The 13,847-nt window shown below is 52.9% G+C and carries 11 protein-coding genes; 5 read left to right on the top strand and 6 right to left on the bottom strand.

Going from position 1 to position 13,847, the window contains the following annotated elements:
- Window positions 1-252 precede the first annotated feature (252 nt).
- Window positions 253-2,016, top strand: a complete 1,764-nt coding sequence (gene sppA, locus ACXYMU_RS12715; RefSeq protein ID WP_458986779.1) for a signal peptide peptidase SppA — start codon at window positions 253-255, stop codon at window positions 2,014-2,016.
- 232 nt (window positions 2,017-2,248) lie between these two features.
- Window positions 2,249-3,064 (top strand): purine-nucleoside phosphorylase, encoded by an 816-nt coding sequence (locus ACXYMU_RS12710; protein WP_458986778.1) that lies wholly within the window; start codon window positions 2,249-2,251, stop codon window positions 3,062-3,064.
- 112 nt (window positions 3,065-3,176) lie between these two features.
- Here the strand turns inward: ACXYMU_RS12710 and ACXYMU_RS12705 are convergent, their stop codons facing one another.
- The 4 genes from ACXYMU_RS12705 to trxA form a co-directional block, all read right to left on the bottom strand.
- Window positions 3,177-3,992: a DUF4249 domain-containing protein gene (locus ACXYMU_RS12705; RefSeq protein WP_458986777.1), complete on the bottom strand. Its 816-nt coding sequence runs from the start codon at window positions 3,990-3,992 to the stop codon at window positions 3,177-3,179.
- Window positions 3,992-6,244 carry a TonB-dependent receptor gene (locus ACXYMU_RS12700; RefSeq protein WP_458986776.1) on the bottom strand — a complete coding sequence of 751 codons (2,253 nt, stop codon included), beginning with the start codon at window positions 6,242-6,244 and terminating at the stop codon, window positions 3,992-3,994. Before ACXYMU_RS12700 ends, ACXYMU_RS12705 begins: the two co-directional genes overlap by 1 nt.
- Window positions 6,245-6,553: 309 nt before the next feature.
- Window positions 6,554-8,431 (bottom strand): M61 family metallopeptidase, encoded by a 1,878-nt coding sequence (locus ACXYMU_RS12695; RefSeq protein ID WP_458986775.1) that lies wholly within the window; start codon window positions 8,429-8,431, stop codon window positions 6,554-6,556.
- A 371-nt stretch (window positions 8,432-8,802) separates the two neighbouring features.
- Window positions 8,803-9,111 carry a thioredoxin gene (trxA, locus tag ACXYMU_RS12690; RefSeq protein ID WP_458986774.1) on the bottom strand — a complete coding sequence of 103 codons (309 nt, stop codon included), beginning with the start codon at window positions 9,109-9,111 and terminating at the stop codon, window positions 8,803-8,805.
- A 135-nt stretch (window positions 9,112-9,246) separates the two neighbouring features.
- Between trxA and ACXYMU_RS12685 the strand changes: the two genes are divergently transcribed.
- Complete coding sequence (locus tag ACXYMU_RS12685) at window positions 9,247-9,537, top strand: HNH endonuclease (protein WP_458986773.1); 291 nt, start codon at window positions 9,247-9,249, stop codon at window positions 9,535-9,537.
- A 20-nt stretch (window positions 9,538-9,557) separates the two neighbouring features.
- Here the strand turns inward: ACXYMU_RS12685 and ACXYMU_RS12680 are convergent, their stop codons facing one another.
- A complete protein-coding gene (locus ACXYMU_RS12680; protein WP_458986772.1) occupies window positions 9,558-11,021 on the bottom strand; it encodes a nicotinate phosphoribosyltransferase in 1,464 nt (487 codons plus the stop codon).
- A 151-nt stretch (window positions 11,022-11,172) separates the two neighbouring features.
- Here ACXYMU_RS12680 and ACXYMU_RS12675 point away from each other — a divergent pair, with 151 nt between their 5' ends.
- Window positions 11,173-12,237: a DUF6687 family protein gene (locus ACXYMU_RS12675; RefSeq protein WP_458986771.1), complete on the top strand. Its 1,065-nt coding sequence runs from the start codon at window positions 11,173-11,175 to the stop codon at window positions 12,235-12,237.
- 225 nt (window positions 12,238-12,462) lie between these two features.
- Complete coding sequence (locus ACXYMU_RS12670; RefSeq protein ID WP_458986770.1) at window positions 12,463-13,320, top strand: universal stress protein; 858 nt, start codon at window positions 12,463-12,465, stop codon at window positions 13,318-13,320.
- A gap of 81 nt (window positions 13,321-13,401) precedes the next feature.
- On the opposite strand, the gene ACXYMU_RS12665 is transcribed toward ACXYMU_RS12670, so the two are convergent.
- Entirely contained in the window at window positions 13,402-13,782 is a 381-nt protein-coding gene (locus ACXYMU_RS12665; protein ID WP_458986769.1) for a hypothetical protein, read from the bottom strand.
- Between the last annotated feature and the right edge of the window lie 65 nt (window positions 13,783-13,847).

The following is a 13,847-nucleotide window of genomic DNA, read 5'->3' as shown; positions in this document are numbered from 1 at the left end:
TTCACTTGGACAGTTCACTTGGACAGTTCACTTAAAGTATTGGCGCAATACCCATACCCTTCAACCTATATATTCTACAATAATCCGTAATTCGGAACTCGTAATTCGTAATTCAAAAGGTTTGTCTATACAATTACTTAGTTGGTCGAGAAGGTGAGGAGTAGCTGAACAAATTGGGCTATTTTTGCATCTTACTTATAGGAACAACTGTTTTCCTTTAAATTATACTTTGTCATTCTTAACTAAACTAATATGCTAAGCTTCCTGAAATATGTGCTGGCGACCATTGTGGGCCTGCTCGTATTCTTTTTTATAAGCCTATTGCTGCTCATCGGTATTGCGGCGAGCACGGCTTCTTCTGATGAAGTGAAGGTAAAGGAGGGATCTGTGCTGGAGCTCAAACTCGATAAGCAGATTTCGGAGCGTGACCCGGAGAACCCGCTGGCGGAGCTCGGCTTCTCCTTCGGCTCACTTACCAGCACCGATGGGCTTGACCAGATCAAGGCGGCCATTCGCCGTGCCAAGACCGATGAGAACGTAAAGGGGATTTTCCTGAACATGACTTTTGTGGATGCCGGCATGGCAAAGTTAGAGGAAATCCGAAACGAGCTGATCGACTTTAAGAAGTCAGGCAAGTTTGTGGTTTCCTACACCGACCTGGCCACCGAGAAAGCCTATTACGTCGCCTCGGTTTCGGATAAGATCTACCTGAACCCGGTGGGCACGATTGAGTTTAACGGGATGAGCTCTGAGATGTACTTCTTCAAGCGCCTGCTCGATAAGCTTGATATTGAAGCCCAGATTTTTAAGGTTGGAACCTACAAAAGCGCCGTGGAGCCCTTTTTCCTGGAGAAGGCCAGCGATGCTAACCGCGAGCAGCTCAACTCGTTCCTGAACTCCATCAACGATTACCAGCTGAAGCAGATCGCGAAGGCCCGTGGCGTGGACGCTGCTACCCTCAAAAACGTGCAGGACAACCTGCTGGTGCGCGACCCGAAAGACGCCAAGAAGTATAACCTCATCACGGATGTAGGCTACTACGATGAGGCCATCACTTACATGAAAGATAAGATCGGCTTGAAGGAGGATGATAAGATCGAACTGGTGAAGCTCTCGAAGTATAAGAAAGTAAAGAACACCGCCGAGATCAGCACATCCAAGAACCGCATTGCCGTAATCTATGCCGAAGGGGACATTGTGGACGGCGACGGCGACGAGGATAACATTGGCAGCACTCGCTTTGCCGAGGCCCTGCGCGACGCGCGGCAGGATGAAAACGTGAAAGCTGTGGTGCTGCGCATCAGCTCGCCGGGTGGTAGTGCCCTGGCTTCTGACGTGATCTGGCGCGAGGTGCAGCTGACCAAGAAGAAGAAGCCTGTCATCGCCTCCATGTCTGATGTGGCTGCTTCCGGCGGCTATTACATTGCCATGGGTTGCGATACCATTGTCGCGCACCCGAACACCATTACGGGTAGCATCGGCGTGTTCGGTGTGATTCCGAACATGCAGGGCTTCCTCAACAACAAACTCGGCATTACGGTGGACCATGTGAGCACGGGCAAGTTTGCAGACATGCCAACAGTTACCCGGCCGTTGAGCCCGCAGGAGCAGGAAATTGTGCAGAACCAGATCAACCAGATTTACGAAACCTTTACCGGTAAAGCCGCGCAGGGCCGTAACATGCCCCAGGACAAGTTGAAAGAATATGCCTCTGGCCGGGTATGGTCGGGCATCGAGGCCAAACAGCGCAACCTGGTTGATGCCTATGGTGGCCTGGAGGAGGCTATTGACATTGCAGCCGCCAAAGCTAATATCGCGGATGATTACCGCCTGAAGTCGCTGCCTGCCCGCAAGTCATTCTTCGAGGAGATGTTCACGGGCTTTAACGCGGAAGCTAAAGAGATGGCCATCAAAGCCGAGATGGGGGAGTTATACCCCTATTACAAGCTCTACAAAAAAGTGAGCAACATGCAGGGCATGCAGGCGCGCATGCCTTACGACCTGCGCGTGGAATAGCAAGGCGTGCTGGCGTACCAAGCTAAACCTGCTACCCAAACAGTATTTTTTAGAAAACAGCTTTCAGGCACCGTGCCTGAAAGCTGTTTTTATTTTATGGCAAAGCTATTTTTTGCAATTTTGCCCGTACAGCTTACTACCTGATTTTAACAGGTAGCAGCCAGGGTGGTATAAATCCATACCCTGCCGTTTCCGGGGTACTCAAAAGATCATCAACATTCAACCGAAGCATATGATGCAGTTATTGCAGGAATCCGTTTCCTATATACAAAACAAGATAAATGGCTTTCAGCCTGAATTCGGGATTATACTGGGCACCGGCCTGGGCGCACTGGTAAAGGATGTGGACGTGCAGCACACGCTGTCTTACGCCGATATCCCTAACTTCCCGGTATCTACGGTAGAGAGCCACTCGGGCAAGCTTATATTAGGCACGTTGGCCGGTCGCAACGTGGTCGTGATGCAGGGGCGGTTCCACTATTACGAGGGCTATAGCATGCCGCAGGTTGTATTCCCGGTGCGGGTGATGAAGTTGCTGGGTGTACAGAAACTGTTCGTCTCGAACGCAGCAGGCGGCTTGAACCCTAAATTCAGTACCAGCGACCTGATGGTGCTCACAGACCACATCAACCTGCTACCGGACAACCCGCTGATCGGGAAGAACCTGGATGAGCTGGGGCCGCGCTTCCCGGACATGAGCGAGGTGTATGACGAGCACATGGTGCGCGAAGCCATGGTGATTGCGGATGATGCCGGGATTGAACTGCAGGAGGGGGTATACGTGAGTGTGCCGGGCCCGATGCTGGAAACCAAGGCAGAGTACCGCTACCTGAGCAGCATTGGGGCGGATGCCGTGGGGATGTCTACTGTGCCGGAGGTGATTGCCGCCCGCCACATGAACATGCCTGTGTTTGCCGTATCGGTGATCACGGATATGTGCACACCTGACCGTATTAAGAAAGTGGTGCTGGCCGATATCTTAGAGGCCGCCGCCAAAGCCGAGCCCCGCATGACCATGCTGATCCGGGAGTTGGTAAAACGCAGCTAGGGCATACTAAATTCACAAAAGGCAAAAGTCGGCAAGCCAGTAGTTGGGGAGGGTATAGATACCACCTCAGAAGCTGTTACCTGCCGGCCTTTGACTTTTTGCATCTGCCTGGCTATTTAACAATAATGGTTTTGCGACTAAGGGCAAGGTTGGTGAAAATGCCTAAGCCGCCCTGCACCGAAGACCGGATGCGGGAAGGTTGTGCAAAAGGGTTTCCGTTGGCGTCTTTGGCGTTGTCAGTGGATACCAGGAAGTCGTAATACTGCTTCTCGATGTGATAAAGCGATACAACAACCGTATCGCCCGGGTCATACATATAGCCGGATCCATAGACAATGCGCTTCCCGTTGGTGAGTTGGTCTGTCGTGAAGATATCCTGCCGTGAGCCTTTGCGGAGGCTGTCGGTGTGCGTCATGTACCGGTAATAATTGCTGGTGTTCGCGTCATCCTGAAACGAAGTGAGCAAAAGCGCCTCCTGGTCATCCTCTGTGTTAAAGCGCCATTCCACTTTTTCTATGGGCACTATGGGCAAAACAGTTGTAAAGCCCGTCACCTTGCGCCCTTTGCCGTCGGTCACTTCCAGGGTATAAACGTCCCCGGGCTTGCCTTTCATGGTTTCCAGTGAGCTGTGGGTGTATACAAAACCGGTCTTGGTATCCAGCACAGGCTTGTACTTTAGCTCTATCTTCCGCCCGTTGTGCGTGATGGTGGCTTTCGCGTCAGGCACCAGCGGTGGGGTAGGCGGATCGAAGTAGCCGGCACTTTCCTGCACGGCAATGCGGTAGGGTTTGCCCGGTTCCAGATACCCTTCCACGACCAATTGGGGCGTGTGGTTCGGCAAATCCACGTCAATGTCCTTGTCGAGGTCGCAGCTGCAGAAGGATAGTGCAAGCCAGGGTAGCAGGAGCAAAATGTGTCTCAATTGCATCAGAATTTAAAATTATAGGTAACCGATGGGATAAGCGGGAAGAGCGACACCTGCTTGGCTTGAAAGCCAAGCGTTTCGAAGCCTTCCTGGTCTTTCACCTGATCGAAATACACGAAGTAGGGGTTACGCCGGTTATACACATTGTACACACTAAACGTCAGGTCGGCCTCACCGCGTCTGGGCTTCAGCTTCAGGACGGCACTTAAGTCAAGGCGATGGTAAGAACTGAACCGGTAGGTGTTGCGGTTCTCGTAAATCGGGACGATAGAGGAGCTTTTGCCCTCTACATCCTGAAACGCAAAGCGCGCCAGAGGGATGGAATAGGGAGTGCCGGACCCGTAGATAAAGGCCCCGTTAATGCTGAGTCGCTTACTGAACTGGTGCATCACCACTAGGCTCAAATCATGGCGGCGATCATAGCGTGTTGGGAACCAGGCACCGTCATTGATATCGTCAAGGTCGTTCTCGCTGTCGAATTTGCGGTAAGTCCAGGAAAGGGTGTAGCCAATCCACCCCGTGGTTTTGCCTTTCTTCTTCTCCAGGTACAACTCGCTTCCATAGCTGCGGCCTTTGCCAAACAGGAATTCGTTTTCCAGGCTGTCGTTCACAAAAAGATTTGCCCCGTCGCGGAAATCGAGCTGGTTGCGCATCCACTTATAATATACCTCGTTGGTGAACAGGTAGCGGCCACGGCCAAATAACTTGCTGAAACCCGCCGCCACTTGCTGCGAGTATTGTGGGGCTACCCTGCGGGTTGATGGAAACCATATGTCTGTAGGCAGGGAGGCTCCGGAGTTGGAAACCAGGTGCACATACTGCTTCATACCCGCAAAGCTGGCCTTCAGCGAGGTGGTTTCGTTGAGGTTATACTTGGCTGCGGCGCGCGGCTCCAGGGCCAGGTAAGTCTCCTGGTTTCGGAAGCCTGATAAGCGAAGCCCGTAGTTTAACGACCACCGCGCGTTTACCTGGTACTCGTCCGCCACGTACGCCCCAAACTCTGCCGCACTATAGGCGTTGCCGGCCCCAAACTGCAATGTACTGTCCGATGACTCAAAACTGAGCTGGCCAACCCTAAACCGATGATGCGTGCCGTTGGCCCCGAACTTCAGGCTATGCCCTCCTTTCAGGAATAGATCGAAGTCGGTTTTGAGGGTGTAATCGCGGATGGCTGAGGTCAGTTTGAGCTGGAAAACATCAATTTTATTGATGATGTTGTATTGATAGCGCGAGGTCTGCAGCGATGTGTTGGCATACAGGTTTTTGTTGAATTTATGTCGCCAGTTAACAGCCCCGACTGTGTTACCCCAGTTAAAGCCAAATTCGAAGTCGTCGTCATCCAGGCCAAAAAAGTCACGGCCGTAATAGCCCGTAAAGGTGAGTTCATCGTTCGGGCCGGGTTTGTACGTCAGTTTGGCGTTGAGGTCATAAAAGTAGTAGTCCGGAATGGGGGTATAATCTTCTTGTTCTTCGCTGAGGCGATTGATTTGCCGGGTGAAGATGTCGGCGTAAGTACGGCGCCCCGACACGACAAACTGCAGCTTGTCCTTCACGATCGGGCCATCTACTGTCAGGCGCGAGGCAATAAGGCCTATACCCCCCGTAGCGCGGATGTTGCTGTTGTTGCCATCGTTCATCTTCACCTCCATCACCGAAGAGAGCCGGCCGCCATACTGCGCCGGGAACCCCCCTTTGTAAAGGTCCACGCTTTGTACCGCATCGGGGTTAAACACACTGAAGAAGCCAAACAGGTGCGTAGGGTTGTAAACCATGGCGCCGTCTAGCAGCACCAGGTTCTGGTCCGGGCCGCCACCCCGCACGTAAAGCCCGGTCGTTCCCTCCCCCCCAGACTGTACGCCTGGCTTTAGCTGCAGCGTTTTCACGAGGTCCACTTCCCCGAAGAGGGCAGGCAGTAGCTTGGCCTCTTTGGTGGTGAGAGTCTCAACGCTCATGCGGTTGTCATTGAGTTTCTGCCGAAGTGTGTTGGCCTCTACCTGCACCTCTTTAAGCTCGGTTTGTGCAGGGCTCAGGAAGAAGTTCACTTTTTGCTGTGCCTCACCGGGGGAGAGCCGCACCTGCTGTATTTGGGTGCCATAGCCAACATAGGTAGCCTGCATCTGGTGGTCGCCGGGGGGCAGTGACAGCTGAAAATAGCCTGTTTCGTCGGTTGTGGTGCCCAGGTTCAAGGCTGGTACAGCCACGCTTGCCCCGATCAGGGGCTCTCCCTGGTTTTCCGTCCGCACCAGCCCACGCACAACGGCCTTTTGTGCGAAACACAGGTGAGCCGGCCCTATTAAGAAGAGGATTAAAAATAACGTGTAAAAAAGGCGCATGCAGGCAAAAACGTATAAGAGTGACTTATTAACAGAGCAAATTATCAGGGAACATACCTAACTTACAATTTTAAGTTGCAAATGGTTTTCCTGACGTCAATATGTTATGTCCAAACGCGCCACTGCCAGGCCCACGTGAAAAGTAAGCCTGGCAGTGGCGCGTTTAGGTGTAATGCATTATAACCTGAAATTCTGGTTAGCTGTTTTTTGCTAACGAAAGGTGCCGGTTTTCTATTGTGCTGCTTTGTTGAGCCAGGCAGCACGCAGGGCTTGCTGCTCGGGCGTAGCCTCTGGGTCCGGGGAGAGGAGGTGCACTGACTGGCGCTTTACGGCAGTAGCCCTGCCACGCAGTTTCACCTTCTTCAGCTTTCCCTTTTCATTCATCCGGCCAACGGTAATCGTGATTCTCTGGCCAGGCTTCAGTTGCTGCAGTTGGTCTCCAATTACCTCCCGGATGGTGAGCGGCGTAATTTCCTGGCCATTCAACTGCAGCAGCTGGTCTCCGTTCTGGAACCCCATGTTCTGACCGAAGTCGTCCATGTCATCTGTCTCGGCCACTATGATTTTATCTGACTCCTGGTCATACCCCGGCACAAACCCGCCGTATGAAATCACCTGCTGGGTTGCCGTCGGCTCATAGCGTATCCCCACCTTCCGGAAAGTTTCCTGCAGCGGCAGCGGCTCTTTGCCTTCCACGTGCCTCCTGAAAAACTCCCTGATTTCCGGGTAGGTGATCTCCGCTATTTTATCAAACAGCTCCTCGTCTTTAAACGACTGCTCTTTCCCGTAGGTCTTAGAGAGGTCCAGCATCAGGTTGCGCAGGCCGTACTCGCCACCTGATAATTCCCGCAGCTTAACGTCCAGCACCAGCCCGATAAGCGCCCCTTTCTGGTACACGTTGCCGTACTCCTTCTCGTATTTGTCCAACACCTCGGCACTCATTTCCGTGAAGGGCAGGGTGTCGTTGTAGTATACTTTAGAGGTCAGGATGTACTCGCGCAGCTTTTCGAGGTAGGTGTCCAGGTCATACAGGTTCTCGTAGGCCTGCACGTGTGTGGCAAAATATTCGGTCACGCCCTCGTATAGCCACAGGTGCTTCGACATTTTCGGGTTGATATAATCGAAGTTTCCGATCTCCTCGGCGTGAATGTTAAGTGGCGTCACGATATGGAAAAACTCGTGCGCGGCCACATCCCGCACGGTGCTGCTAAACTGGTCTTCCGGCATCTCAGGGAGAAAGTACACGGAAGAGTAAGAATGCTCCAGCGCGCCAAACGAGCCCGACTTGCCCACACGTTCCGGCACGTAAATCAAAAAGGCGTATTTATCGACGGGCAAGGTGCCGCCCAGATAGTTCCGCTGCGCCTCCAGGATGCTTTTCACGGTAGAGGCCACCGGCTTGGAGGTGATGCGCCCGCTCGGCGAATAGACGGACACCAACACCTCGGTGTTCCCCATTTTCAGGACGGTGGTATCAGGGCGGTTATACATCAGCGGCGAGTCGGCCAGGTCCATGTAGTTTGGCACCAGGTACTTGTCGGAGGTGGAGGAAGTAGCGATTGCCTGCAGCGAGGTTGAGCCGTAAAAGCCTTCCGGCTTGGTGATATTAAGCTCGTAGGGCACCTGCTTCATGCCCTCGAAATAGCCGATAAAGCCAAAGGTGTTCAGCAGGAAATTCTTGTTTTCCTCAATGTTGGTGCCGCCCGGTTCAAAGAGCACTTCCTCGCGCTTGGTGGCATCAAACGTGTCGTTCACCCAATAAGTAATCTTGCCGAGTGACCGCGCATTTTTGATTTTCCAGCGGTTTGTGTCCAGCTTTTCAACCACGAGCGCCTGGCCTTTTTTATCAAAAGCAGTAAAGTCCGTCACAAAGCGGCCAAAGTCGGAAACCGAGTAAGTGCCCGGCACGATCTTAGGCATGATGTACACGATCTCCTCCTGCTTTATCTCGGGTGCCTGCAGCGATACTTTTATCTGATCGTTCCGAACCTCTGTGAGGTTGATGGTGAAATTGTATTTTTCAGGAACCGGTGTTTGAGGAGTCGCGGAACTGCCAAGTGCAAGGCTGCCCCATAATCCCAAGAGCACTACTGTATGTTTTAGCTTCATCTTCATGTGTTTTGGCTCTCGGTGAACTCGGAAGCCAGGCATTTTACTTTCATGAACGTACTTTTCCTAAATTTAGCGCAAAGCATTCATCGAATCGCAATTTTTCTGCCTTCTGCCTCATGTTTTATACCCCAAAACTGGCCAACGCTGTTTAAGTTATACTACGGAAATATGATTAACTGTATACCTGACTATTCTTTGCTGCGAAGTGCCAGCCGCAGGAACAACGTGCGTAACAATCTACTTCAGCCAGAAACCAGCTAGTGAGGGTGAACAAATGGGGTATAAAGTGCTTTATGAAGGGCTACAAAAACGCAGCGGCCCTGTTTTAATACAAAGCCGCTGTAAGATGTGAGGGAGTAACATTTTATTTATTTTATCGCTTGCTGCACAGCCTGCGTGAGGACGTTAACAGGCATCGCGCCCGATTGCCGCCATACCTGCTGGCCCTGCTTGAACAGAATGAATGTGGGCACACCCTGCACCCTGAACTGCGATGCGGCGGCTTGGTTGTTGTCGATGTTTACTTTGATGACCTTCAGCTTGCCATTGTACTGGCTTGCCACCTGCTCCACAATCGGCGACATGGCTTTGCAAGGGCCGCACCAATCAGCGTAAAAATCTACCAGCACTGGCATTCCCGGGCTGTTGATCAGTTCTTTAAAGGATTTCTTAGGCATGGCGTTAGACTTAATTTATAGTATTTGAATACGGTTTATACCTCCCGGCGGGTTGCATTCTGATTGGGGGTATAAGCCCTTTTGTGTAAACCATCGGCCTGCCCGCTTGTTTGCATAGGAGTGCGGCGAAATAACATGAGGGATCGAAAAGCGGCTAATACATGCGAACTCTGTGGGCGGGAAGCACAAAGCCTGTCGCGCCACCACCTGGTGCCCCGCGAGGAAGGTGGGCGCTACGGTGCCACCGCTGCGTTGTGCCAACCATGCCACAGCACTGTGCACCTCACCTTCAGCAACCGCGAACTGGCCTTGCTTTATTCTTCCATCCCTGCTCTGCAAGAGGCGGAAGCGCTTCAGAAATACCTGAACTGGGTGCGTGGCAAACGGGTGCAGCGCATCTCAAACAAGCGGAGCCGAAGCAGGTAAGATAGGCCTCGATACCGTTTTCATTCCCCGCGCAGTTTCAGGATCAGGTCGATTTTATACTGGTGCAGGTTGCCCTCCAGCCCAGCCGGGTAATTGTGTGGGTTCAGGTACCGGCGGATGCTTTCGTGCAGGCAGTCTAGCTGAGCCTTCGTGCGTGCCTTGATCTCCGGAAGGCTCGGCAGTGTATAAACCAGTTCACCTGAATCAAAAACAGGTGTAAGCAGTTCCTCGGAGGGAGTTCCGGTAGGTATGGCTTTTCGGCGGGTACTGTCCAGCGGGTCTACGATGTGGAATTGGGACGGCAATGGCTCCAGGGCATTGTAAATCATGTCGGCTATAAAGCGCTTGCCATCGGAAAAACGCCGCACTTGCAGCATGCCCGGGGTTGAGGTTTTGGCCCGCTGCTCGGAAAGTTTCACTTTGTACTCCCAGGCACCTCCCGCTTTCCGGATAGCAGCCAGCTTGTATACCCCGCCCAAGGCCGGCTGGTCATAAGCCGTGATCATCTTTGTGCCCACGCCCCAGACATCTATTCTGGCTCCTTCCTGTTTCAGGCTGGTGATGATGTGCTCATCCAGGTCGTTGCTGGCTACGATGCTGGTCTCCGTTAACCCTGCGGCATCCAGCAGCTTGCGCGCCTCTATGCTGAGGTAGGTAAGGTCGCCGGAATCGAGACGGATGCCTCCGAGCTTAAAGCCGCTTGGCGCGAGCTTCTGGGCTGTGGCAATGGCTTTTTCTACGCCCTCGAGGGTATCGAACGTGTCTACCAGTAAAACAGTGTCCTGAGGAAATGCCTGGCCATAGGCCTCAAAAGCTGCTTCCTCAGTCTCAAACGCCTGAATCCAGCTGTGCGCATGGGTGCCTTTCACTGGGATGCCGTACAGTTGCCCCGCCAATAGGTTGGAAGTAGCACTGACGCCGCCAATGTAAGCAGCCCGCGCAGCCGACAGCGCCCCGTCAATTCCCTGTGCCCGCCGCATGCCAAACTCTATCACCGGGTCGCCTTTGGCTGCATCTGTAATCCTGGCAGCCTTGGTAGCAATCAGTGTCTCGAAGTTGATGATCGTGAGCAGGGGCGTTTCGATTAGTTGCGCCTGCAACAGAGGGCCGCGCACCCGCACCAGCGGCTCTCCCGGAAACACTACTGTGCCTTCTGGTATGGCATCTACGGTACAGGTAAACTGCATGTCCCGGAGGTAATCAATAAAGGCTTCCTCGAAGAGGGGGGAACCGGTGCTACCTTTCAGTTCCGCCAAATACTGCAGGTCCGTCTCCTCAAACTGAAGCGCCTGTAAGTACTCGACCGCATGCTCCAGCCCGGCGGCAATGGTATAGCCTCCCTGGAAAGGGTTTTTCCGGAAATAGAGGTGGAAGACGGCTTCGTGCTCGGCCATGCCGTTTTTCCAGTAGCCGTAGGCCATAGTCAGTTGGTACAGGTCGGTAAGAAGCGAGAGGGAAGTAGCGTATATTTTTTTCAGAGCCATGGACAAAATTACGCATTGCGGTGCAATATTGGGGTATAAACGCTGGGCTGCTCCTCAACAAAAGCAGGTATTAGGTATGAGGTGCACGACCGGAGGCGCTATTTTAACCTGCAAACTTGCGTCTTAGCCCTGCCCTCTGCAATTTTATGCCATGCAGAGAAAACAGTTTATACCCTTTTCGGAAGTAAAGCACCACCGCGCGATCATCATAGACAGCACCCATGCCAACGGTGTGATGCTTTCGCACTGGAAAGGCGCACCTACCCTAGCCGCGGTCAACGACGATACCAGCGCGGCCATTGCGCTGCATGCCTTGCGCTTACAGTTGCCCGAACTCGATCTGCCCTACGTATCGGCCAATCATTTCGACATTGACGGCTTTGTGGGGGTATGGGCACTGCTGAACCCGGAGCTGGCGCTGGAGAACGAAGAGCTGTTGCGGCAGATGGCCCTCATCGGCGACTTCAGGGAGCTGGACCTGAACCACCCGCTGGCGGGTGAGGCACTTAAGCTGGTCTGCTGGATAAACGCCAAGGAGCGGGAGCTGTTTTACATGCCATTCGCGGCTGACGAGGAAGAGGAGAAGGAGGCGGCGCAGTGCGTGCAGAAGTTCCAGTATTTTCTGCGGGAGTTCGGCCGCGTGCTCCGGGACCCTGACTGGGAGAAAGGCGCCTGGGAAGAGGAGGTGAGCAGTGTGCTGGTGGGCTACCGCGCTATGTATAAGCCCGACACCAAGCTAACCCGCTACCCTGCCATCGGGCTGATTGTCGTGGAGACGCCGCACCCGGTGCACTACTACGCGCTGTTTAGCCGCACCCATGGTTTTGATATGGTGTTAGCCTGCTACAACGGCCAGCGGTATGAGCTGGAGTACAAATACACCACCTGGGTCGATCTGGCCACCCGGCCTACGTTGCCTCGTCTGTCGATGGCCCCGCTCGCCGAGAGGCTAAACCAGCTGGAAACTTCTGGGCATCAGTGGACCTACGGCTCCGTGACTGATACCGGCCCGCTGCTGCGCCTTTCCGGCGACAAACTTACCCGCGTCGAAACCTATGACCATCCCACAGAACGGGAAATCCATGCATCCTCCATCCCAGTGTCGCAGCTGAAAGAAGTGGTGGCAACCTATTACACTGAAGCATACCGTTACATCCGCCCGAAGTATAACTGGACCTGGAAAGAGGTAAAGGCGCTGCAGCAGCAGCACCCCTGATGGCATGCTTATCCGTAAACACCTGTATAGTACGTGTGCTTGTGCATAGGCTTAAGTAGTTGTAGTGAGGCTGCTTTTATTTAAAAGCAGCCATAAACGACCTTTGGCAGGGCTGTAGCAGGAATTTCGTGGGAAGATTCTATTTATTTCAGTGTTTCCCGTATAGATCGAGAAATAGTGATATAGTCACATGAAACACGAATATATACAACAACAACAACATTTATGGAAAAGATTTTATGTCCGACTGACTTCTCGAGCACATCGGCGAAGGCGGTAGACTATGCTGTGTATATTGCACAACATGCGGGGGCGCACCTTACCCTGGCGCATGTATTGCATCTACCTATAGTCGACACCTCTGAAACAGCTTTGGTGGCGAGTGAACTGCTGGGGGAGCAGATGCGCGAAGCCGAAAAAAAGTTGTCAGCCATGGTTCGTGATTTGGAAGCGAAACATGGCGCAAACCAAGACGGGGGATTTTCCTGCGATTATATCTTGCAGGAAGCCCTATTAACTGACATGGCCGCCAATCTAACCCAGCATCAGGGCTACGATTTTGTGGTGATGGGTACCACGGGGCTGGATAATACCATGGAGGAACTGCTGATCGGGAGCAACACAGAATCGGTGATAGAAGAAGTGAAATGCCCGGTACTGTCTGTGCCGGTAGTGGCAACGCCTCCAAAGTTAGAGAGTATTGTTTTTGCCTCAGACTACAGCGAAGAAGACCGTTACGCCTTAACTCAGGTAGTTCAGTTGGGGAGTTATTTCAGTTCGCGGATTGATGTTGTGCACGTGGTGAAACCTGGCGACAGGAACAGCAACGAGGAGGCAGAACAGTTTTGGGGCGAGTTGCGGGAGTTGTTCCCGGGTGTTCCGCTCAATTTTCAGGAAGTCTACCACAAGCACCGGGACGAAGGGCTCAAAACCTACATCAAAAAAACCGGCGGGCAGATGCTCGCCGTGGTGCGCCGGAAAAAAGGCTTTCTGAAAGAACTCTTCTCGCAAAGCCTGGCAGAGCGATTAACCTACCAGGCCGATGTGCCGCTACTGGTGCTGCACGGTGTAAAAACACCATAGATTAAAATAGCTCATCACAGTACAAAAGAAAGGGCGCTGATGCATCAGCGCCCTTTCTTTTGTACTTGGAGTTAGGTTACGCTAGCGTACCATCCCCTCATCAAATATATGGTCTAGTTCGCGGCTGCATACCTGGCAGTTATAGCGGCCATAATCCTCCACAGCCCTGATCAGGGTGACATTCCGAAAGGTGCCTTTGCATTGTACCAGCAGGGAGCAATCGTGCTGGGTATGGAAAATGTCAGACGACTCGTCCTCACAGATCCACATGCGGTTCTGGGCCATGTCCGGGGCAATCACAAAAAACTCCGGGGCAGGCCTTTTCTCTGGAAGAGGTTCAGTAGCTGATTCGGTTGGTTCGCTGTCTGTAGCGGTTTCCTCGGTCTGCTGGCAAAATGTTAAGGAGAGCGCCGTAGCCATAAACAAGGCGATTCGGCTAATGTGGTTGAAGAACGGGATCATAGGTGTCAGGTGAAATCGGGTTGAGCCGGTAAATTTAGGAAGAACGGCTCATATATGCACCAAGG

It is taken from the genome of Pontibacter sp. CAU 1760, assembly GCF_054482735.1.
This window is presented reverse-complemented; position numbering and strand designations above follow the sequence as displayed.

Coding starts and splice junctions, on each gene's coding strand:
- ACXYMU_RS12680 (WP_458986772.1), bottom strand. CDS start 11,021: ATGGCTCTGAAAAAAATATACGCTACTTCCCTCTCGCTTCTTACCGAC.
- ACXYMU_RS12695 (WP_458986775.1), bottom strand. CDS start 8,431: ATGAAGCTAAAACATACAGTAGTGCTCTTGGGATTATGGGGCAGCCTT.
- ACXYMU_RS12710 (WP_458986778.1), top strand. CDS start 2,249: ATGATGCAGTTATTGCAGGAATCCGTTTCCTATATACAAAACAAGATA.
- ACXYMU_RS12705 (WP_458986777.1), bottom strand. CDS start 3,992: ATGCAATTGAGACACATTTTGCTCCTGCTACCCTGGCTTGCACTATCC.
- trxA (WP_458986774.1), bottom strand. CDS start 9,111: ATGCCTAAGAAATCCTTTAAAGAACTGATCAACAGCCCGGGAATGCCA.
- sppA (WP_458986779.1), top strand. CDS start 253: ATGCTAAGCTTCCTGAAATATGTGCTGGCGACCATTGTGGGCCTGCTC.
- ACXYMU_RS12665 (WP_458986769.1), bottom strand. CDS start 13,782: ATGATCCCGTTCTTCAACCACATTAGCCGAATCGCCTTGTTTATGGCT.
- ACXYMU_RS12675 (WP_458986771.1), top strand. CDS start 11,173: ATGCAGAGAAAACAGTTTATACCCTTTTCGGAAGTAAAGCACCACCGC.
- ACXYMU_RS12670 (WP_458986770.1), top strand. CDS start 12,463: ATGGAAAAGATTTTATGTCCGACTGACTTCTCGAGCACATCGGCGAAG.
- ACXYMU_RS12685 (WP_458986773.1), top strand. CDS start 9,247: ATGAGGGATCGAAAAGCGGCTAATACATGCGAACTCTGTGGGCGGGAA.